Source organism: Streptomyces sp. NPDC003248 (assembly GCF_055563235.1).
This window is the reverse complement of sequence record NZ_JBVHDT010000001.1, coordinates 713,689-732,779: the sequence shown is the minus strand read 5'-3', so window position 1 is coordinate 732,779 and position 19,091 is coordinate 713,689. Positions and strand designations below refer to the sequence as shown.

Sequence of the window (19,091 nt, the reverse complement as noted above, 5' to 3'; positions counted from 1 at the left end):
CCGCGGGGGCGTCGGGGCCTTCGCGCAGTTCCCCGCGCCCCCAGAGGTCGGGGGCGCGGGGGTGGTCTATGCCGGGTTCAGGCTCCACTGCTGGCAGGTGTTGTTGAGCCAGGTCCACTGGCGTACGTCGGCGGAGTCGGCCGTGGAGCAGTTCTCGACGTCGGCCACCTTGCCCGTGGCCTGGTTGACGACGCGGACGTAGCCGCTGTCGGTGGCGAGGAAGCGGAACCGCTGGCAGGTGTTGTCCAGCCAGCTCCACTGGCGCAGGTCGGCGCCGTCGGCGGTGGAGCAGTCGGCGGTGTCCAGGACCTTGCCGGAGGCGACGTTGACGAGGCGGCTGGTGTCGTCGCCGAGGTCCTCGATCCGCCAGCGCTGGTTGGCGCCGCCGTTGCAGGTGTACTGCGCGACGTTGGCGCCGTCGGCCGTCGAACTGCCCGTCACGTCCAGGCACTTGCCGCTGTTGCGGTTGGTGAGGGTGTACGTGGTGGAGACGGTGGACGGTTCGCCGGACGGGCCGGTCTGGCTCGCGCCGAGGGCGACGGGGGTGCCGAGGTCCGGGGTGCCGTCGGAGTTCCAGGTGAACTTCTGGGCGCGGGTGGTCCGGCCGTTGTCGCAGCCCTCCGACGCCGCGTCGTTGGCGTGGTAGACGATCCAGTTCTCGGTGCCGTCCGGGGAGGTGAAGAAGCCGTTGTGGCCCGGCCCGTAGACGCCGTTGGCGTCACTGCGCTGGAAGACGGGCGTGGACTTCTTCGTCCAGGAGGACGCCGACAGCGGGTCGCTGCCGGTGAGGGTGAGCCGGCCGAGCTTGTAGTCGGCGGTCCAGCAGCCGCTCGCCGAGTAGACGAGGAAGGTCTGCCCGTTGCGCTGGAGGATCTCCGGGCCCTCGTTCACCGCGCCGCCCGACGTCTCCCAGGAGTAGGTGGGCGTCGAGACGGTGGAGAAGCCCGTGGCGAGGGTGTACGGGTTCGACATGCGGGCCGCGACGAGGTTCTGGGTGCCGCTGCTCGTGCTGCCGAAGAGGTACAGCTGCCCGTTGACGGTCGCCACCGTCGGGTCCAGCATCCAGGCGGAGTTGAGCTGGTTCTTGTAGGTGTACGGGCCGAGGGGGTCGGAGCCGGCGCTCTCCAGGACGTGGGTGCGCTGGGTCGGGTTGTAGTCGGAGACGTTCTGGCCGGCGACGTAGTACAGGTACCAGCGGCCGTTGAGGTAGTGCAGCTCGGGGGCCCAGATGTTGCAGCAGCGGCTCGCCGCGTCGCCCTGCCACACCTGCACGCTCGGCGCGCCGGCCAGGCCGGCGAGGGTGGCGGACTTGCGGACGGTGATGACGTCCGTCCAGCTCGTCGACACCAGGTAGTAGTTGCCGTCGTGGTAGGCGATCCAGGGGTCGGCGCCCTTCTGCGCCTTGACCGGGTTGGCGAAGGAGGCGGCGCTGGCCGAGGACTGTCCCAGGGACAGGGCGAGCAGCAGCGCGGCCAGCAGGGTCAGTAGGCGACGGGCCATCCGCTGCTCCAGTTCAGGAGGTTGATGCCGAGTTTGGGGGTGCCGTTGTCCTGGCCGTCGTAGTAGTGGTACACGATCAGGTCGCCGTCGGCGTCGGCCATGATCGACTGGCCGCCGGGGCCGATGTAGCGTCCGTGCGACTCCAGCACCGGGGTGCCGCCGTTGTTCATGAGGGCGACGCCGCTCTGGTCGTAGTACGGGCCGGTGACGCTGGTGGCCCGGCCGACCTTGACCTTGTAGGTGGAGCTGGTGCCGGCGCAGCAGGTGTCGTAGGACGCGAAGAGGTAGTAGTAGCCGTTGCGCTTGACGATGTACGGCGCCTCGACGGCCTTCGTCCCGGTCGGGCGGGAGGCGAGGGAGTAGCGGGTGGTGTTGCTCGACAGCTGCTTGCCGGTCGAGGGGTTGATCTGGATCATCTTCAGCCCGGTCCACCAGCTGCCGAACGACAGCCACCACGTGCCGTCGCCGTCGACGAACAGGTTGGGGTCGATGGCGTTGTAGTCGCTGGAGCTGCTGGAGGTGTAGACCGTGCCGTAGTCGGTCCAGGAGCCGGGCAGGCCGGTCGTGGAACCGGCCAGGCCGATGGCGGACGTGTTGGACCCGAAGGTCGAGACGGCGTAGTACATCAGGTACTTGCCGCCCTGGTAGGAGATGTCCGGCGCCCACGCCTCCGTCGTCCCGTACGACGACCACCAGCTCGGCTTGGTGGTGAAGGCGTCGCTGCCCGCGGTGAAGGCGACGCGGTCGGTGGAGGTGCGGTAGGACAGGCCGCCTCCGGTGGCGTAGAGGAGGTAGCGGCCGTCGGCGGCGCGGATCATCGTCGGGTCGTGGACGACGGTGGAGCCGGTGACGGTGCCGGGGTTGGGGTAGGCGGAGGCGGTGGAGGGGGTCAGCGCCAGCAGGATCGCGGCGGGAAGGGCGAGGAGTGCGGCCTTGCGGGAGATGCGGCTCATGCGGACGCTCCTTCAGTGGGGTCAGCCGTTCGTGATATCGAACGGCAGTCGCGTCGTCGGACGGGAACGTAGAATCGAACCCCTTGCGCGTCAATGGCCCGCGCAGCCCCGGAAGTTTTCGGAGCACCACCGGAGCCTCGTCCGGCCCCCGGAGCGGACCGCGTCACTCCCCTTGTCCTGCATGGGACTTGACGGTCGGCCACTTTGCCAAATTGACAGTCCTCGGACAGGAACCGCTCCTACGGTGCCGTGCCCATGACAGACACCACAGATGCGCGTCAGGACGCGCACACCGAGACCTCCCAGTCCCTCGGCCGCCGCACCGTGCTGATCGCCACCGGCGCCACGGCCGCGACCCTGGCCGTCGGCGCCGTCGCCGCGACCGACGCCCCCGCCGCCGGCACCCCGGCCGCGGACGCCGCTGCCGCCGCCCCCGTGGCGGCCGCGGCCGTCTGCACCCTCACCAAGGAGATGACCGAAGGCCCCTACTACCTCGACGGACAGTACGTCCGCGCCGACATCACCGAAGGCAAGGCGGGCATCCCGCTCAAGCTGACCCTCACGGTCGTCGACGACGACACCTGCGTCCCCCTGAGCAACGCCCTCGTCGAGCTCTGGCACTCCGACGCCCTCGGCGAGTACTCCGGCTTCGTCGGCAACAACGGCCACAGCGAACCGGACAGCGGCACCTTCCTGCGCGGTGGAGTCCTGACGAACTCCAGCGGCGTCGCCTCCATCACCTCGATCTACCCGGGCTGGTACCGGGGCCGCTGTGTGCACATCCACATCAAGGTCCACACGAACGTCACCCTGACCTCGGACGGCTCCTTCACCGGCGGCCAGGAGATCCACACCGGCCAGCTGTTCTTCGACGAGACGATCACGGCCAAGGTCGCGACGGTCTCGCCGTACTCGACGAACACCGTCACCCGCACCACCCTCGCCCAGGACTCCATCTACGACGACGGAGGCGCCGCGTCGGGCCTCCTCACGCTCACCGCACTGGGCAGCACCACCTCCGCCGGGTACGCGGCGGCCCTGACGCTCGGCGTCGAGTCGAGCTGACCTCCCCACGGCGGCCGGCCGGGCGTCACCAGGTGCGCGGTGACGCCCGGCCGGTCCGGCCGACGGACCCGCGGCAGGGTCAGGACACCAGGGGCAGTTCCTCCGACTCGGCCAGCTTCACGGTGCACAGGCCGCCGCGCTCGGTCGTCACCCCCGTCACCCTCAGCCGCGTCCCCGGCAGCAGGATGAACTCCTCCTCGCCCGTGAACGCGGAGAAGTCACGGATGCCGACCGCCCGCCGGGGCTGCACCTCGAAGAGCGTCCGCTTGCCGCGGCTGCCGAGGAACGCCCGCGCCACGCCGCGCTCGGACGTGCAGGACGAGACGCCCCACCAGGTCACGGTCCGCCCGAGGGGGTACTGCGCCCGCAGGTCCAGCGGCACCCCGCGCCACAGCGGCCGGGTGCGGGCGGGCAGGCGCGACACCGCCGAGAACAGCAGCCGCAGGTAGGGCAGGTACGGGACGACCTTCGACCGGTCGGGGGCGCGCAGAACGGAGTTGATCTCCCGGTAGAACGCCGACTCGCAGGTGTACAGGTGGAGGGCGGCGATCGCGTCGGCGGACAGGTCGCCGGCCGCTTCGTCGGCTCGCCGCTTGCCGAACTCGTGCGACCGCTGCACGTGCCGGTCGAGCTGCGCCAGCAGGCCGGCGACCGGGGAGACGGCGTCACGGAAGTCCATGAGCGGGGTGTCGGACACCCCGGTGATCGCGTCGAGGACGAGACCCTCGTCCTTGACGCCGGCGAGCCGCTCCAGGTACAGCTGGTGCAGCTCCATGGTGGACGCGATGAACGCGCCCATGCGCTCGGCGGTGTCGCCGCCCGCCCCGCCCCCGGTCCCCGCCGCCTGCCGGTCCCACCCCCGGCTCGGCAGCCAGTCGATCCCGTCCGCGCCGAGCGAGGCGAGGGCGTCGTTGACCGTCGCGAAATGGTCGCCCTCGCAGAAGACGTCCCCCTGCGCGGCGGGGTTGGGGTGGTCGATGTGCCGGACCTCGACGTCGGGGTACTTCTCCTGGAGCCGGAGGACGACCTTCTTCAGGGCACGCGCGTGAGCCCCCCACCAGGCGAAGACGACCCCCCGGTCCGCCTCGTCGGCGTCCTGCTTGGCCTTGAGGATCTCCTCGACGATCCGCTCGGCGACCGGACGCCAGAACGCGGTGTGCGGGTCGGCTCCGCGCGGATTGTCGCTGCCGGCGGTGAGGGCCGCGTTCAGCAGCAGGACGCCCTGGGTGAGCATCGCCTGGAACCACTCCGGCGGCTGGACGGTGTCCCGCTGCTCCAGCAGCGCGCGCAGGTCGGCGATCGGCGTCTTCTTGGGGATGCCGTACTTCCACATCGCGGCCGCCTTGATGATGCAGCGGATGCTGACGACCCTGCCGAACTGGCTGTCCTTCCAGTCGTGGAAGGTGTTGTCGAACATGGCGATGCCGGTGGCGCTCTCCGGCCGCGGATACGGGTTCTGGCCGAAGACGACGACCTTCCACTGGTGCGGCGGGTGGGGCTTGAGCGCCTGGAAGGTCAGTTCGCGGACGGGGACGACGTCCGGGCCGCGGTCCGGGCCGATGAACGCGGCCGCGTCCGGCTGCGCCTCGATGACCGGCTTCAGCAACGGAAGCCACGGCTCACCGCCGCCCTGGAACAGGCCGGTGAGGCCCAGCGGGTCGTTCGGGTCGGGCTGGGCGGGGGCGTTGGCATCGATCATGGCCGGGAGGCTAACAGCGGGGTCTGACAGTCCGGCCCGCGCCAACCGCGTTGTCAGTGGGGGGCGCTAGCGTCCGGAAGCGGTGGATGGACCGATTCTCACGTGGGAGTGCACTATGACCGTGAACCGCGAGCAGGCGCCGCTCAAGGTCGTGTTGACCGACGTCAACACGAAGGTGGTGGAGGCCTGGCGGGCGGCGTTCGCCGACACCCCCGGGATCGAGATCCGCAAGGGTTCGCTCCTCGACCAGGAGGCCGACGCGTGGGTCAGCCCGACCAACTCGCGGGGCCGGATGGACGGCGGGGTCGACCAGGTCGTCAAGCGGCATCTCGGGGCGGGCATCCAGCTGCGCGTGCAGCGGGCGATCCGCGACGGGTTCGAGGGCGGGCTCCTGCCGGTGGGCAGCGCGGTGTGCGTGCCGTCCGGGGCGGTCAACCCGAGGTTCCTGATCTCCACGCCGACGATGGAGACGTCCTCGCAGAACGTGAGCGAGACGCTGAACGTGGCCCTGGCGTGCGCCGCCGCGTTCCAGGCGGTCCACCGGCAGAACGACCGGGCGCCGGGCAGCATCGGATCGGTGGCGCTGGTCGGGATGGGCGCCCGGACCGGCCGGGTCCCGGCACGGGTGTGCGCCAACCTGATGTGGACCGGCTACACGCTGTTCAACGACCACACCTTCGAGGACGACGACGAGCTGCGCGCCACGATCGTCGCGCAGCTCGACGACATAGAGAACGCCCCCGCGGAGACCCGGGTGCGCATCGCGCCGCCGAAGCGCACCGCCGCCCGCCGCTGACGGGGCCGCCGGCTCAGGGGTTCTCCCAGGCCGCCGGTTCCGCCGCGAGGGCCCGTACGGGGCCCGGGAGGGCGTCCGCCGCGACGTCGGCGATCGTGACGCCCTCCAGGATCTGGCGGACGTTGGCGCGCAGGGCGATCCACAGCGGCAGCAGGGGCCGGGCGGAACCGGTGTAGGCGAGGTCGGTCGGGCGTTCGCCGCGGACGGACACGATCGGGCCGTCGACCGCCCTGATCACGTCGGCGACGGTGATGCCCTCGGGGTCGCGGGCCAGCCGGTAGCCGCCGCCCCCTCCGCGCCGGCTGTCGACGATCCCGCCGCGCCGCAGGTCGCCGAGGATCCCCTCCAGGAACTTGTGCGGGATGCCCTGCGCGGCGGAGACGGTCTCCGCCTTCACCGGGTCGCCGCCCTGCCGTACGGCGAGCTCCAGTACCGCCCGCACCGCGTAGTCCGCCCGTGCCGAGATCCTCATACGGACATTGTCCGGTGCGCCGCCGTCCGGCGGCGCACCGGCACCCCGGCTCAGGCCAGCCGGATCACGTTCCAGGACAGCGGCTCCAGCGTCGCCGTGAGCGTCCCGTCGGTGAGCGCCGTGCCCTCGCCCGCGTGCGGGGTCACCCGCTCGGGCTCGGCGAGGGTGTTGCGGGCGTCCGGGTCGGCGTCGGAGAGCACGCTGTGCTCGACGAGCCGGCTCACCCCGAGACCGCCGAGCGCCACCTCCAGCGGGAGCGCCTCGCTCCGGCCGCGGTTGACGGCGAACACGGTGACCGTGCCGTCCTCGCCGCGCACGGCGGTGGCGTGCAGCAGGTCCGCCTCGCCGTACCGCTTCGTCTCGTACGTCGGGGAGTCCACGCGCACGTCGAGGACCTCGCCCCGGCCGTACTTCGAGGCCTGCGCGAAGGGGAAGAACGTGGTCTGGCGCCACGCCGGGCCGCCCGGCTCGGTCATGATCGGGGCGATCACGTTGACGAGCTGGGCGAGGCAGGCGACGGTCACCCGGTCGGCGTGCCGGAGCAGGGCGATGAGCAGCGAGCCGAAGACGACCGCGTCGGTGACGTTGTAGTTGTCCTCGAGCAGGCGGGGCGCCTCGGGCCAGTCCAGGGCGCTGACCTCGGCCGCGGTCCGGGACAGGTACCAGACGTTCCACTCGTCGAAGGAGAGGTTGATCTTCTTCTTCGACTTCAGGCGGGCGCCGACGTGGTCGCAGGTGGCGACGACGTTCTCGATGAACGACTCCATGTCCACCGCGGAGGCCAGGAAGGAGTCGACGTCGCCGTCGTGCGGCTCGTAGTAGGCGTGCAGGGAGATGTGGTCGACCAGGTCGTACGTCTCCTGGAGGACCGTCGCCTCCCACTCGGCGAAGGTGTCCATGGACTGGCCGGAGGAGCCGCAGGCGACGAGTTCGACGTCCGGGTCGATCTGGCGCATGGCGCGGGCGGTCTCGGCGGCGAGGCGGCCGTACTCCTCGGCGGTCTTGTGGCCGGTCTGCCAGGGGCCGTCCATCTCGTTGCCCAGGCACCACAGCCGGATGCCGAACGGGTCCTTGTCGCCGTGCTCGACGCGCAGGTCCGACAGGGCCGTGCCGGAGGGGTGGTTGGCGTACTCCTGGAGCTCGATGGCCTCGGCGACGCCGCGGGTGCCGAGGTTGACGGCCATCATGGGCTCGGCCTGGGGGCCGACCTTCTTCAGGAAGGCGATGTACTCGGAGAGGCCGAAGCGGTTGGTCTCCGTGGTGCGCCAGGCCAGGTCGAGGCGGCGGGGGCGCTCCTCGACCGGGCCGACGGAGTCCTCCCACTTGTAGCCGGAGACGAAGTTCCCGCCGGGGTAGCGGATGGCCGTGACACCGAGTTCGCGGACCAGGTCCAGGACGTCCTGGCGCAGGCCGGCGTCGTCGGCGGTGGGGTGGCCGGGCTCGTAGATGCCCGTGTAGACGCAGCGGCCGAGGTGCTCGACGAAGGAGCCGAACAGGCGGGGGTTGACCTCACCGACGGTGAAGGCGGGGTCGAGGGTGAAACGGGCGGTGCGCATTTCTTCCTTTCGAGGGGGGTCGTGTTCCGTCTGCGGGGAGGGGTGGGAGCTGGTCGCGCGTCGCCTACCGGACGACCGGCCAGCCGTTCTTCTGCCAGCTCAGCTTGTTGAGCCCCAGCTTGGGCGTGCCGTCGTCCTCGGCGTCGTAGTAGTGGTAGGCGAGCCAGTCGCCGCCCTTGTCCTGGAAGACGGACTGGCCGCCCGTCCCCACGTACCTGCCGTGGCCCTCCAGCAGCAGGTCGCCACCGCCCTCCAGGAGGGCCGTGCCCGTGCTGTCGACGTAGGGGCCGGTGACCGAGGTGGAGCGGCCGACCTTGATCTTGTAGGTCGAGTTCACGCCCGAGCAGCACGCGTCGTAGGAGGCGAAGAGGTAGTAGTAGCGGCCGTGCTTGACGACGTACGGGCCTTCCACCGCGTACGGCGCGTCGGGGCGGGTCGCCAGGTGGTGGACGGTGGCACCGGTGACCGCCTTGCCGGTCCTCGGGTCGAGCTCGACCATGCGGATGCCCGTCCAGTACGAGCCGAAGGCCATCCACAGCTTGCCGTCCGCCTGGATCAGGGCGGGGTCGATGGCGTTCCAGGTGTCGGTGGTCTCGGAGGTGAAGACCTTGCCCTGGTCGGTCCAGGTGCCGGGCAGGCCGCTCGGGGAGGTGGCCACGCCGATCGCGGAGTGGTTGGTGCCCCAGGAGGAGACGGCGTAGTAGAGCCAGTAGCGGCCCGCGCGGTAGGAGAGGTCGGGGGCCCAGGGGTCGCCGGTGTCGTTGTACTCGTACCACCAGCTCGGGGGCTCGGCGAAGGCGTTGCCCGCGTCGTCCCACTGCGTGCCGTCGTCCGACAGGCGGGCGCCGATGATCCCGCCGGTCGAGTAGGCCACGTACTGGCCGGACTTGAGGTGGGAGACGGTGGGGTCGTGGATGATCTCCTGGCCGGTGATCGGCCGGGGGTCGGGGTAGCCGGTGTCCGCCCGGGCGGTGCCCGGGAGCAGGGCCACGGCTGCGGCGGCGAGCAGCGCGGCGAGTCTGAAGCGCTTCAACTCAGGCTCTCCTCGAAGGGGTTACTGGCCGGCCAGACCGGTGTGGGCGACACCCGTCACGATCTGCCGCTGGAAGAAGACGAAGACGATGATCAGGGGCAGGCCCGCCATCAGTCCGCCGGCCATGAGCTGGGCCCACTGGATGCCGTAGGAGTTCATGACGGTCGCGATGCCGTTCGGCATGGTCATCAGGTCGGGGTTGTTGGTGACCATGTAAGGCCACAGGAAGTTGTTCCACGACGCGATGAACGTGAAGATGCCGACCGCGGCGAGCGAGGGCCGGGCGAGCGGCAGGACGATGGTGAAGAAGACCCGCCAGCGGCCCGCGCCGTCGATGAACGCGGCCTCCTCCAGTTCGCGCGGGATGCCCTGGAAGAACTTGTAGAGGATGAAGACCATCGCGGCGGGCGCGCACTGCGGCAGGATCATGCCCCAGTAGGTGTCGACCATGCCCATCTGCTGGACCGTGGTGAACAGCGGGACGCCGAGGACGGCCGGGGAGACCATCAGGCCGGCCATGACCACGCCCAGCAGGACGTTCTTGCCGCGGAACTCGGTGCGGGCGAAGCCGTATCCGGCGAGCGCGGCCACGGTCAGCACGACGGCGGTCACGCACACCGAGACGACCAGCGAGTTCACGAACCAGTTGGTGATGTTGCCGGACTCGAAGATCGCCGACCAGGCCTGGCCGGTCCAGTCCTTCGGCAGCCAGTGCGTCGGCACCTCGACGGCCTCGGTCTCCGACTTGAGCGAGGTGAACAGCGCCCAGGCGAGGGGGGCGAGGAAGACCGCGGAGACGACGACGCCGAGGAGGGTGAGCACGATCTGGCTGGCGGGCCAGGCGCTGCGGGGCTTGACGCGGGTCTGTGCGGCGGTGCTCATCGGCCGCCCTCCTCACGGTTGCGCAGCAGCCACATCCGCGCGAGGGCGACGGCCGCGATGATCACGAAGAAGATGATGGAGATGGCGGAGGCGTAGCCCACGCGGTAGCTGGTGAAGCCCTCTTCGAGGGTGTACTGCACGAAGGTCCTGGTCGAGTTCTCCGGGCCGGGCCCGAAGTCCAGCATCACGACGGCCTGGTCGAAGACCTGGAGCGAGGCGAGGATCTGGAGGGCGATGACGAGGCCGGTGATGTTGCGCAGCATCGGCAGGGTGATGTGCACCATGCGGTGCCAGGCGTTCGCGCCGTCCAGCTTGGCCGCCTCGTAGAGGTGGCCGGGGATGCCCTGGAGGGCGGCGAGGTAGAGCAGGAAGCTGAAGCCGACCGTCCACCACAGGGTGGTGATGACGATGGCGAGCATGGCGTACGACTTGTCGGTCAGCCAGGGCGTCTCCAGGCCGAAGACGTGGTTGATCATGCCGTTGCCGGGGTTGAACAGCCACTGCCACAGGTTGCCCGCGACGGTGGAGGGCAGCAGGAACGGGGCGAAGAAGCACAGCCGCCACAGCCACTTGCCGCGCTCGATGTGGTGGGCGAGCATCGCGAGGAGGAAGGCCATCACGGTGATGCAGGGCACGACCAGGAGCGTGAAGTACGCGCTGTGGCCGAGCGCGTCCCACATCAGCTCGTCCTGGAGGGCCTCGCGGTAGTTGTCGAGGCCGACGAAGCCCGCGCCGTCACCGGAGATGTTGGCGTCCGTGAAGCTGAGGTAGACGCCGCGCAGCAGCGGCCAGATCACGAAGAGGGCGAACAGGGCCAGGAACGGGGCGACGAACCAGGCGCCGTGCTGGAAGCCCTGCTTGCGGCGGACGGCGGCACTCGGCACGGCGGCCTTGGCGCGGGCCGGTGCGATGACGGTCTCTGCGCTGGTCGTCGTCATGCGACCGCACCTCCCTGCGCGGCGGTCCTGCCGTCCATGGGGTTCTTCGAGGCGAGCAGTTCGGTGAGCGTGCTCTTCATCCGGCGGGCGACCGCGTCCGGCTTGGCGGAGCCCACCGTCGAGGAGACGACGATCGGGCCGACGCGCTGGGCGAGGATGCCGGTGGAGCCGGCGAACCACACCTTCGGCTCGGTGGCCTGGTGGTCCATGGCCGAGACGTACTCGTTCTGCGGCTCCAGCTTCTGGTACGCGGCCGTGGACAGGGTCGGCGTGTAGGCGGGGATGTGGCCGCCGGCGGCCCACTGCCGGGCGTGCTTGACCACGTAGGCGGCGAGCCGGTGGGCGCCTTCGTTGGCGGCGCCGCCGCGCTCCGCCTGATGCGGCAGTACGAAGGAGTGGGACTCGGCGTGCGTGGCCTGCTTGCCGAAGACGGGCGGCAGCGGGGTGGCGCCGTACTCGACCTTCGCGGCGTCGAAGACCGGCACCGACCAGTTGCCCTCCCAGGCGAAGGGGGCGCCGTTGACGAACTGTTCGGCGCCCGCGCCGCCGCCGTAGGCCGGGTTGGCGTAGCCGTCGGTGATGTGCCGGCGCAGGAACTCCAGGACCTGGGTGGCCTTGTCCGTGTCGAAGGTGACCTCGGTGTTGGCGTCGTTGAACCAGGTGCCGCCGAGCTGGGTGTAGAAGGCGACGAAGAACCACCACTGGAAGTTCTGGTCGTTGTGCCACAGGCCGATGGTCTGGAGGCCCTTGCCGGTGGCCTTCTTGGCCTCCTTCAGGACGTCGAACCACTCGTCGACCGACGTCACGGGCACCATGCGCCCGTCGGCACCGAGCAGGCCCGCCTTCTTCAGCACGTCCTTGCGGTAGTAACAGAGCTGGACGTGGATGTCGAGCGGGAGGGCGTAGAGCTTGCCGTCGATGACGGCGCGCTTCCACAGCTCGGGGTTGAAGTCCGCCTCCCGCACGCCGTACTCGGCGAGCAGGTCGACGTCGAAGGGGTCGAGGAGGCGGCCCGGCGAGAAGCCGGTCACCCTGCCCAGGTGCATGACACCGAGGTCGGGTGCGCGGTTGCCCGCCGCCGCCATGGCCAGCTTGGTGTAGAAGGGGCTGCCCCACTGGAGCGTGGAGTCCTTCACCGCGATGTCCGGATGCTCCGCGCGGAAGGAGTCCAGCATCGCGATCATGTTGTATCCGTCACCGCCGCTGAAGAGGTTCCAGTACCGCACCCGAGTCTGAGAACCGGCGGCCAGTGCGTCGGCTCCTGTGCCCAGTGCGGCGAAGCCGAAGCTTCCAGCGACGGTCAGTCCTCCCACGGCAGCCAGAAGCTGCCTGCGGTTCAGGCCAGGTTGTCCCATACCTTGCCCCTGTCGTTCGGCATGTCGAATAGCGCTCGTAACTTCGAACGGGACCGTAGGTTCGATGCGGCCGCGCGTCAATGGTTCTGACACGACTTGCGGGACGGACTTCCCGCCCGCCCCCGACAGCGCTTTCCGTCCGGCCGATGCCGGAGCGGAACTCCGGCCTACGCCGGAGGCGAACCTGTGAACGGCATCGCGTGACGCGGACACATCCGGCCGCGTAGGCTCGAACAGGCCGCCGCGGGGCGGTGGGAGAGGGGACCGGATGGACAGGTCGGGCACCCGCGGCAGGGCGGCCCGGATCGCCTCGGCGCTGCGCCGCGCCAGGACCGGCCCGGCCATGCGCGAACTGGCCGGCGGCCTCTCCGCGGCGCTGCGGGCACGGCCCCGCCCCCCGGCCGGCGCGCGGGAGGTGTCCCGGGCCCTGTGCGAGGCGATGGCGGCGCTGCGCGGCGGCCGGCCCGTGGAACTGCGCTTCGAGCGGTTCCCCGACGAGTTCGACGTGACCGGACTGTGCGTGGAGTTCCACGACTTCGACCTCGTCATCGTCGAGGAACGCGCCGAGGACGTCCAGCAACTGGTCATCCTGGGCCATGAGTTGTGGCATCTGCACGCCGGCCACCGGCACCACCACCACGGCGTGGGCGCGGCCGCCGCGCACGCGCTGGCCGGACGGCCCGGCTGGGACGACGTCGCCCTGGCCGTCGCCGCCCGCGACGGCTCCCGCGAGCACGACGAGGCCGAGGCCGACGCCTTCGGGCACCGGCTCGCGGCCGCCCTGCGGCCGTACCTGTCCGGGCCGGCCCCCGGTACGCCCCCCGACCCGGTCCAGCGGACCCTGGGCTACCGCGGGCGCGGCGGTACGGCGCGGTGACGGGGGCCGTGGGGCTCGCCGGGCCGGGAGCCACCGCGTCGGCGGACGACCTGCTCAGCGGCGTGTACGTCTCCTTCTGGCTGCCCACCGTCGTCCTGGCCGCCGCCCTCGCGATCAAACTGCCCAGCATCCTCAAGCTGTGGCGGGACCCGCTGCTGCGGGCCGTCGGCGGCCTGCTGGTGTTCGCCTGCGCGGTGTTCGTCTTCGCGGCGCCCGGCACCATCGCCTGGACCAACCGGGTCACCGGTGTGCCGAACATCGCGGCGCCCTGGGTGTACTCCCTGCTCACCGCGCTGTCCGCGTCCTGGCTGCTGCTGATCATCGCCTGGCGCAACGGCGGCACCGAGCGCTCGCCGCAGACCCGCCGCGCCACCCGGTGGGTGGTCTCGGTCTACGCGGCCGTCGTGGTCGCCCTGTGGGTCCTGTTCGCCCTCGCGGACGTGCCCGTCGAGCAGATCCGGGACCTCGACACCTACTACGCGAGCACGCCGTTCATGCGCGAGGAGATCCTGCTCTACCTGATCGTGCACACCGTGGCCTGCTCCATCACCGCACGGCTCATCTGGACGTGGATCCGCACCGACGGCCTCGACGGCTGGCTCCGCTGGGGGCTGCGCTTCCTCAGCGTCGGGTACGTCACCAACCTGCTGTTCAGCGCCGCCAAGTTCACCGCGATCGGGGCCCGCTGGGCCGGGTACGACCTGGACTGGCTCAACACCAACATCGCGCCGTCCGCCGCCTGCGTCGGCGCCACGATGGTCGCCGTCGGCATCATCGTCCCGCACGCCGGCCAGTACCTCCAGGAGCGCTGGCTGGTCAGCCGCCGGCGCCGCGCGCTCGCGCCCATGGCCCGGCTCGTGCGGAGCGTCACCGGCCACCGGGAGCCCTTCGCCCTGCGCGCCACCCCCGAGATCCGGCTGATCCGCCGCGAGACCTACATCCGCGACGCGCTGCTCCAGCTCTCCCGTCACCTCGACGAGGACCTGCGCCGCCGGGCCCACGACGCTGCCCTCGCACTCGGCCACGACCAGGGACGGGCACGGGCCCTCGCCGCCGCCGTGACCATCCTGGACGCCGTCGCGGCCGGGGAGGCGGGGGGCGGCGGGGAGCGTTCCGGGGGGCGGAGCGGGGACGGGGACCGGCCGTCGGGCGGGGGCACGTCGGGAGCGTCCGGACCGTGGGGCGGGGGCCTGGCGGCGGGCGGGGGCGGACCATCGGGCGGGGCCTTGGCGGCGGACGGGGACGGGCAGTTGGGCAGGGCACGGACCACGGGCGGGGCCCTGCCGGCGGGCGAGGACGGGCAGTCGGGCAGGGCACGGACCACGGGCGGGGCCCTGGCGGCGGGCGGGGGCGGACCATCGGGCGGGGCCTTGGCGGCGGGCGGGGACGGGCAGTTGGGCAGGGCACGGACCACGGGCGGAGCCCTGCCGGCTGGCGGGGTGCGGGCGCCGTATGCGCCCGCCGCCTCCGGTACGCCCAGTGCGTCCGGTGCGTCGCGAGCGCCCGGCGTGACCGGTGTCTCCGGCGCGTCCGGGCCGTCCGACGGTTCCTCCGCGGCCGGCGTGTCCCGTGCGCCCGGGCCGACAGCCGCGTCCGACGCACCGGGCGCGACGGCCGCGGCCGGTGCGAGCGGCGCGGACGGTACCGCAGCGGCCGCCGGTGCGAGCGGCGCGGACGGTACCGCGGGGGCCGCCGGTGCGGTGTTCCCGTCGTCCGAGCCGGACACCGCCTACCTGTTGCAGGAGATCCAGGCCGTGTCCGACATCCTGCGCCGCCCCGACGAGATCACCGCGGTTCGCGCCCGCGCGGCCGCCCCGGCAGAGAGCGTGTCCACGCATGACTGAACCGTCCACCCCCGAGAGAACCGCCGTCGTCCTCGGGGGATCCCATACCGGCATGCTCGCGGCGCGTGCCCTGGCCGGGTTCGCCGACCGGGTGGTCGTCGTCGAGCGCGACGCGCTGCCCGAGGAGCCGGCGCCCCGCAAGGGGCTGCCGCAGGCGCGCCACGCCCACATTCTGTGGTCGGGCGGGGTCCGCGCCCTGGAGGAGCTGCTGCCGGGGACCACCGACGCGCTGCGGGAGGCCGGGGCGCGCCGGGCACCGGTCACCACGGACATGGTCGGGCTGTCCCCGCAGGGCTGGTTCCGCCGCTGGGCCGAGTCCCATCACGTGATCCTGGCCGGGCGGGACCTGCTGGACGCGACCCTCCGCGCGCGCGTCCTCGCCGACCGCCGGATCGAGGTGCTCGCGGGGGCGGAGGCGGTGGGACTGGAGGGCGGCGCGGCGGCCGTCACGGGCGTGCGGGTGCGGGTGCCCGGCGAGGGCGAACGGGTCCTCGCGGCCGGCCTGGTCGTCGACGCCACCGGCCGCTCCTCCCGCGCCTCCCGCTGGCTGACGGCCCTCGGGCTGCCCGCCGCCGAACGGCACGAGGTCGACGCCGGCCTTGCGTACGCCAGCCGGCTCTACCGGGCGCCCGAGCACGCCCGCTCCGGCTTCCCCGTCGTCAACGTGCAGCTCGATCCGCGGGCCGAGGGGCCGGGACGGTCGGGCGTCCTCCTGCCCATCGAGGACGGCCGGTGGATCGTCACCCTGGCCGGCACCCGCGGCGGCGAACCCTCCGCCGACGGGGACGACTTCGTCCGCTTCGCCCGTGAGGAGCTGCGGCACCCCCTCATCGGGCGCCTGCTGGAACAGGCCGAGCCGCTGACCGAGGTGTCCTTCACCCGGACGACCGTGAACCGCCGGCACTTCTACGAGCGGATGCCGGCGTGGCCCGAGAACTTCACCGTCATCGGCGACGCGCTCGCCGCGCTGAACCCCGTCTACGGTCACGGGCTGGCGGTGGCCGCCCAGAGCGCGCTGCTGCTGCGGGAGGTGACGCGGCGTCACGGGTGGGGGTCGGCGGGGCTGTCCCGCCGGGTGCAGAAGGCGGTGTCGAAGCCGGTCGGCGCGGCGTGGCAGCTGGCGATCGGGCAGGACGTGTTCTACCCCGGGGCGACGGAGGGCGGGCCGACCGTGCGGGACCGGCTGGTGGCCGCGTACGTGGACCGGCTGATGTACACGGCGACGGGGAACGGGCGGATCGCCCGGCGGGTGACGGACGTGACGTCGTTGGAGCGGGGCCCGGAGGTGCTGCTGGCTCCGTCGGTCGTGGCGGCGGCGCTGGTGGGGCCGCTGCGGCCGGCGCTGAGCGGGCCGCCGTTGACGGGGGACGAGAGGAAGCGGGCGGGACTGGAGTAGGCGGAGGGGGGTGGGGCCGCTCGGCCCGACCCCCCTCCGGCCCACCGGCCCACCGGCCCACCGGCCCTCCGGCCCACCGGCCCACCGGCCCACCGGCCCACCGGCCCACCGGCCGGCCCTCCGGCCCACCGGATCGACGCCCGGTGCCGGTGCTCAGCCGTCGAACGCCGGCTGGGCCACGCCCCGGCCCGCCCCCGGGACCACCAGCAGGGAGCCGGCCACCGGGTGCGGGGCGTCCAGGCCCACCCGGGCCGTCGTGATGTACAGGTCGGTCAGGTCCGCCCCGCCGAAGGCGCACGCCGTGACGCGCGGGGTCGGCAGCTCGACGACCCGGTCCAGTACGCCCGCCGGCGTGTAGCGGCGCACCGCCGCGCCGTCCCAGAGCGCCACCCACACGCACCCCTCCGCGTCGACCGTCAGGCCGTCGGGGAAGCCGGCGCCGTCCTCGATCTCCACGAACGGGCGGCGGCCGGAGACCCGGCCGTCCACGTGGTCGAAGACGTCGACCCGGCGGGTCGGGGAGTCGATGTAGTACATGAGCCGGCCGTCGGGGCTCCAGCCCGTGCCGTTGCTGACGGTCACGTCGTCCAGGACCACCTCGGCCGGTCCGGCCCCGGTGAGGCGGGAGAGGGTGCCGCCGCCGGGGGCCTCGTCGTAGCGCATGGTGCCGGCCCACAGGGAGCCGTCGGGGGCGACGGCGGCGTCGTTGGCGCGGCGGCCGGGGACCGGCTCGTGGTGGAGCCAGCGCAGGCCCTCGCCGTCGGCGTCCAGCAGGGCCACGCCGTCCCGGAGGTTGAGGACCAGTCCGCCGCCCGCGCGGGGCTTCGCCGCGCCGACGTGCTGGTCGACGACCCGGACCGTGCGCCGGCCGGTGGCGGGGTCGTAGGTGTGCAGGCGCGCGCCCAGGATGTCCAGCCAGAGCAGCCGGCCGGCCGCCGCGTCCCAGGTCGGCCCCTCGCCGAGGGTCGCCCCGGCCCGGACCGCCACCTCGTACGCCGTCGTGCGGGTCGTCGTCATGCCACGCTCCGGTAGCCCAGGAGCTCGGACAGCTCGGCGGCGCCCTTGGCGGCGAGCTGCTCCAGTTCGGCGCGGCGCTCGTCGCTCCAGCGGATCATGGGGACGGAGATGGACAGGGCGGCGACGACACGGCCGGTGCGGTCGCGGACCGGGGCCGCCACACAGCTGACGTCGGGGTTGGACTCACGGCGCTCCACCGCGACGCCCCGCTCGCGGATCTCCGCCAGGGCCTCGCGCAGGGCGCCCGGGTCGGTGATGCTGTTCGGCGTCATGGCGACGAGGTCGGCGTCGTCGGGGATACGGGCGGCCAGCTCCGGCTCGGGGAGGGAGGCCAGCAGCATCTTGCCGACGGAGGTGCAGTGGGCCGGGAGACGGCGGCCGGCCGCGGACACCATGCGCACGGCGTGCGTGGAGTCGACCTTGGCGATGTAGATGACGTCCGCCCCTTCGAGGATGGCCACGTGGACCGTCTCGTCGCAGGTCTCGGCGACGGTGCGGGCCACCTGCTGGCCCTCGGCGGCCAGGTCGAGCTGCTCGGCGTACCGGCTGCCGAGCTGGTACGGGCGGACACCGAGGCGGTAGCGTCCGGGCTGTCCGGGCACGGGGACGATGTACGACCGGGCGGCGAGCGTGGTCACCAGTTCGTGCACGGTGGTGCGCGGCAGTTGCAGCCTGCGCACGATGTCGGGGGCGGAGAGTGTCCCGTCCCCGTCGAGGAAGAGCTCGAGAATGTCGAGAGCTCGGGTCACGGCAGGTACGAGTCGTCCCACGACCGGCCCCCTCCCTAAGTCGACTCAGGTGCCTGTTCGAGATTTCAACAGGCGATCGGCATGACGAACACAGGCTAGTCACACAGCGACGCGGCGGGCAATGGCCGGGAGGGGCGCACCCGACGGGAAGTACCTGACGACAGGCCCGGGGTCGCCGCGGGCGACGCCCGCGGGGACCGCGGGTGGCGGCGCCCGGACGGCCTTCGCACGGCCCGCGGACGGCCCTCGGACGGCCTTCGCACGGCCCGCTGACGGCCCGCTGACGGCCCGCGCATGGGCGACGATGGGAACCATGCCGTCCGAGAAGCGCCCCGCCGGCCCGTTCACCCGTCTCGACTTCCAGCTGGTGCTGCTGCGCCGGATGGCCGACCACAACCCGGACCTGGTGGAGGACGCCCGGCGCGGGCTGGGCGTCTCGCTGGCCGGCATGCGTGAGGCCAACAAGCGGTGGCAGGCGATGGTGCGGTCGCCGCGCGCCCGTGGCTCGCTCTCCCGGTACCGCTCGGTGCTGGGCGAGCCCGAGTCGAGGACGCCCCGCCGGATCGGCGACCTCGACTGCGAGGCCTGGCTCTGGCCGCTCCCGCTCTGGCCCGGCCTGCGCTTCGAGGTGCTCACCGCCCCGGGCGGCGCCGTCTGGAACGAGTGGCTGGTCCGCGCCCCCGGAGCCGAGCCGCCCATCCTGCGCACCCTCGACGATCTCACCCCCTGGTCGTGCACGGTCGACGAGGCCGCCCGCGCCTTCGCCCCCGCCCGCCCCCTGGAGGGCTCGGCCCCCACCCGTTGGGGCCTGGCCTTCACCGCCCCGGACCGCCGGGGCGTACGCCGGGAGGTGGCCGCCGAGTTCACCTGGGGTCTGTTGCAGCGGACGGCGGTACAGGGGTAGCGGGGCGGGGCGGGGCCGGTTCGGACCGGACCGGCGAGGGGGGGCCGGCGGCCGG

At 72.4% G+C, this 19,091-nt stretch carries 16 protein-coding genes and 1 pseudogene; 6 read left to right on the top strand and 11 right to left on the bottom strand.

Annotation, left to right across the window (positions count from 1 at the left end; genetic code table 11):
- Nucleotides 1-66: 66 nt before the first annotated feature.
- Together ACZ3KJ_RS03020 and ACZ3KJ_RS03015 are read right to left on the bottom strand one after the other, a co-directional pair.
- Nucleotides 67-1,500, bottom strand: a complete 1,434-nt coding sequence (locus ACZ3KJ_RS03020) for a family 43 glycosylhydrolase (RefSeq protein ID WP_467524099.1) — start codon at nucleotides 1,498-1,500, stop codon at nucleotides 67-69.
- Nucleotides 1,482-2,453 carry an arabinan endo-1,5-alpha-L-arabinosidase gene (locus ACZ3KJ_RS03015; RefSeq protein ID WP_467524097.1) on the bottom strand — a complete coding sequence of 324 codons (972 nt, stop codon included), beginning with the start codon at nucleotides 2,451-2,453 and terminating at the stop codon, nucleotides 1,482-1,484. Before ACZ3KJ_RS03015 ends, ACZ3KJ_RS03020 begins: the two co-directional genes overlap by 19 nt.
- 255 nt (nucleotides 2,454-2,708) lie before the next feature.
- Between ACZ3KJ_RS03015 and ACZ3KJ_RS03010 the strand changes: the two genes are divergently transcribed.
- Nucleotides 2,709-3,518 carry an intradiol ring-cleavage dioxygenase gene (locus tag ACZ3KJ_RS03010; RefSeq protein WP_467524096.1) on the top strand — a complete coding sequence of 270 codons (810 nt, stop codon included), beginning with the start codon at nucleotides 2,709-2,711 and terminating at the stop codon, nucleotides 3,516-3,518.
- A gap of 79 nt (nucleotides 3,519-3,597) precedes the next feature.
- Here ACZ3KJ_RS03010 and ACZ3KJ_RS03005 read toward each other — a convergent pair whose 3' ends face one another.
- On the bottom strand, nucleotides 3,598-5,217 hold the full coding sequence (locus tag ACZ3KJ_RS03005) for an ADP-ribosyltransferase domain-containing protein (protein ID WP_467524095.1): 1,620 nt from the start codon (nucleotides 5,215-5,217) through the stop codon (nucleotides 3,598-3,600).
- Between the two features lie 115 nt (nucleotides 5,218-5,332).
- On the opposite strand from ACZ3KJ_RS03005, the gene ACZ3KJ_RS03000 reads away from it, so the two are divergent.
- On the top strand, nucleotides 5,333-6,013 hold the full coding sequence (locus ACZ3KJ_RS03000) for a macro domain-containing protein (RefSeq protein ID WP_467524094.1): 681 nt from the start codon (nucleotides 5,333-5,335) through the stop codon (nucleotides 6,011-6,013).
- Between the two features lie 13 nt (nucleotides 6,014-6,026).
- Here the strand turns inward: ACZ3KJ_RS03000 and ACZ3KJ_RS02995 are convergent, their stop codons facing one another.
- From ACZ3KJ_RS02995 to ACZ3KJ_RS02970, 6 genes are all read right to left on the bottom strand, one after another.
- The gene (locus ACZ3KJ_RS02995; protein WP_467524092.1) at nucleotides 6,027-6,485 is read right to left on the bottom strand and encodes an RrF2 family transcriptional regulator; all 459 of its coding nucleotides are present in this window, start codon (nucleotides 6,483-6,485) and stop codon (nucleotides 6,027-6,029) included.
- A gap of 50 nt (nucleotides 6,486-6,535) precedes the next feature.
- The gene (gene arfA / locus ACZ3KJ_RS02990; protein WP_467524091.1) at nucleotides 6,536-8,041 is read right to left on the bottom strand and encodes an arabinosylfuranosidase ArfA; all 1,506 of its coding nucleotides are present in this window, start codon (nucleotides 8,039-8,041) and stop codon (nucleotides 6,536-6,538) included.
- 64 nt (nucleotides 8,042-8,105) lie between these two features.
- Entirely contained in the window at nucleotides 8,106-9,074 is a 969-nt protein-coding gene (locus tag ACZ3KJ_RS02985; protein WP_467524090.1) for an arabinan endo-1,5-alpha-L-arabinosidase, read from the bottom strand.
- A 21-nt stretch (nucleotides 9,075-9,095) separates the two neighbouring features.
- Nucleotides 9,096-9,956, bottom strand: a complete 861-nt coding sequence (locus ACZ3KJ_RS02980; protein ID WP_467524088.1) for a carbohydrate ABC transporter permease — start codon at nucleotides 9,954-9,956, stop codon at nucleotides 9,096-9,098.
- Complete coding sequence (locus ACZ3KJ_RS02975) at nucleotides 9,953-10,894, bottom strand: carbohydrate ABC transporter permease (RefSeq protein WP_467524086.1); 942 nt, start codon at nucleotides 10,892-10,894, stop codon at nucleotides 9,953-9,955. The genes ACZ3KJ_RS02980 and ACZ3KJ_RS02975 overlap by 4 nt, the downstream gene beginning before the upstream one ends.
- A complete protein-coding gene (locus tag ACZ3KJ_RS02970; protein WP_467524084.1) occupies nucleotides 10,891-12,249 on the bottom strand; it encodes an extracellular solute-binding protein in 1,359 nt (452 codons plus the stop codon). The genes ACZ3KJ_RS02975 and ACZ3KJ_RS02970 overlap by 4 nt, the downstream gene beginning before the upstream one ends.
- 268 nt (nucleotides 12,250-12,517) lie before the next feature.
- Here ACZ3KJ_RS02970 and ACZ3KJ_RS02965 point away from each other — a divergent pair, with 268 nt between their 5' ends.
- From ACZ3KJ_RS02965 to ACZ3KJ_RS02955, 3 genes and pseudogenes are all read left to right on the top strand, one after another.
- Nucleotides 12,518-13,126, top strand: a complete 609-nt coding sequence (locus ACZ3KJ_RS02965; protein WP_467524083.1) for a toxin-antitoxin system, toxin component family protein — start codon at nucleotides 12,518-12,520, stop codon at nucleotides 13,124-13,126.
- Nucleotides 13,127-13,176: 50 nt separating this feature from the next.
- Nucleotides 13,177-14,217 (top strand): annotated as a pseudogene (locus tag ACZ3KJ_RS02960) (MAB_1171c family putative transporter); the annotation flags it as partial.
- Between the two features lie 745 nt (nucleotides 14,218-14,962).
- Nucleotides 14,963-16,366, top strand: a complete 1,404-nt coding sequence (locus ACZ3KJ_RS02955) for an FAD-dependent oxidoreductase (protein WP_467524082.1) — start codon at nucleotides 14,963-14,965, stop codon at nucleotides 16,364-16,366.
- 153 nt (nucleotides 16,367-16,519) lie between these two features.
- Here the strand turns inward: ACZ3KJ_RS02955 and ACZ3KJ_RS02950 are convergent, their stop codons facing one another.
- Both ACZ3KJ_RS02950 and ACZ3KJ_RS02945 read right to left on the bottom strand, forming a co-directional pair.
- The gene (locus ACZ3KJ_RS02950; protein WP_467524081.1) at nucleotides 16,520-17,383 is read right to left on the bottom strand and encodes an SMP-30/gluconolactonase/LRE family protein; all 864 of its coding nucleotides are present in this window, start codon (nucleotides 17,381-17,383) and stop codon (nucleotides 16,520-16,522) included.
- A complete protein-coding gene (locus tag ACZ3KJ_RS02945; RefSeq protein ID WP_467524080.1) occupies nucleotides 17,380-18,153 on the bottom strand; it encodes an IclR family transcriptional regulator in 774 nt (257 codons plus the stop codon). Before ACZ3KJ_RS02945 ends, ACZ3KJ_RS02950 begins: the two co-directional genes overlap by 4 nt.
- 283 nt (nucleotides 18,154-18,436) lie before the next feature.
- On the opposite strand from ACZ3KJ_RS02945, the gene ACZ3KJ_RS02940 reads away from it, so the two are divergent.
- A complete protein-coding gene (locus ACZ3KJ_RS02940) occupies nucleotides 18,437-19,036 on the top strand; it encodes a hypothetical protein (protein ID WP_467524079.1) in 600 nt (199 codons plus the stop codon).
- The last annotated feature ends 55 nt before the right edge of the window (nucleotides 19,037-19,091 follow it).

What these genes read in the sequence shown, in the direction of transcription:
- ACZ3KJ_RS03020 (WP_467524099.1), bottom strand. Translation starts at nt 1,500, where the DNA reads ATGGCCCGTCGCCTACTGACCCTGCTGGCCGCGCTGCTGCTCGCCCTG.
- ACZ3KJ_RS03015 (WP_467524097.1), bottom strand. Translation starts at nt 2,453, where the DNA reads ATGAGCCGCATCTCCCGCAAGGCCGCACTCCTCGCCCTTCCCGCCGCG.
- ACZ3KJ_RS03010 (WP_467524096.1), top strand. Translation starts at nt 2,709, where the DNA reads ATGACAGACACCACAGATGCGCGTCAGGACGCGCACACCGAGACCTCC.
- ACZ3KJ_RS03005 (WP_467524095.1), bottom strand. Translation starts at nt 5,217, where the DNA reads ATGATCGATGCCAACGCCCCCGCCCAGCCCGACCCGAACGACCCGCTG.
- ACZ3KJ_RS03000 (WP_467524094.1), top strand. Translation starts at nt 5,333, where the DNA reads ATGACCGTGAACCGCGAGCAGGCGCCGCTCAAGGTCGTGTTGACCGAC.
- ACZ3KJ_RS02995 (WP_467524092.1), bottom strand. Translation starts at nt 6,485, where the DNA reads ATGAGGATCTCGGCACGGGCGGACTACGCGGTGCGGGCGGTACTGGAG.
- arfA (WP_467524091.1), bottom strand. Translation starts at nt 8,041, where the DNA reads ATGCGCACCGCCCGTTTCACCCTCGACCCCGCCTTCACCGTCGGTGAG.
- ACZ3KJ_RS02980 (WP_467524088.1), bottom strand. Translation starts at nt 9,956, where the DNA reads ATGAGCACCGCCGCACAGACCCGCGTCAAGCCCCGCAGCGCCTGGCCC.
- ACZ3KJ_RS02975 (WP_467524086.1), bottom strand. Translation starts at nt 10,894, where the DNA reads ATGACGACGACCAGCGCAGAGACCGTCATCGCACCGGCCCGCGCCAAG.
- ACZ3KJ_RS02970 (WP_467524084.1), bottom strand. Translation starts at nt 12,249, where the DNA reads ATGGGACAACCTGGCCTGAACCGCAGGCAGCTTCTGGCTGCCGTGGGA.
- ACZ3KJ_RS02965 (WP_467524083.1), top strand. Translation starts at nt 12,518, where the DNA reads ATGGACAGGTCGGGCACCCGCGGCAGGGCGGCCCGGATCGCCTCGGCG.
- ACZ3KJ_RS02955 (WP_467524082.1), top strand. Translation starts at nt 14,963, where the DNA reads ATGACTGAACCGTCCACCCCCGAGAGAACCGCCGTCGTCCTCGGGGGA.
- ACZ3KJ_RS02950 (WP_467524081.1), bottom strand. Translation starts at nt 17,383, where the DNA reads ATGACGACGACCCGCACGACGGCGTACGAGGTGGCGGTCCGGGCCGGG.
- ACZ3KJ_RS02940 (WP_467524079.1), top strand. Translation starts at nt 18,437, where the DNA reads ATGGGAACCATGCCGTCCGAGAAGCGCCCCGCCGGCCCGTTCACCCGT.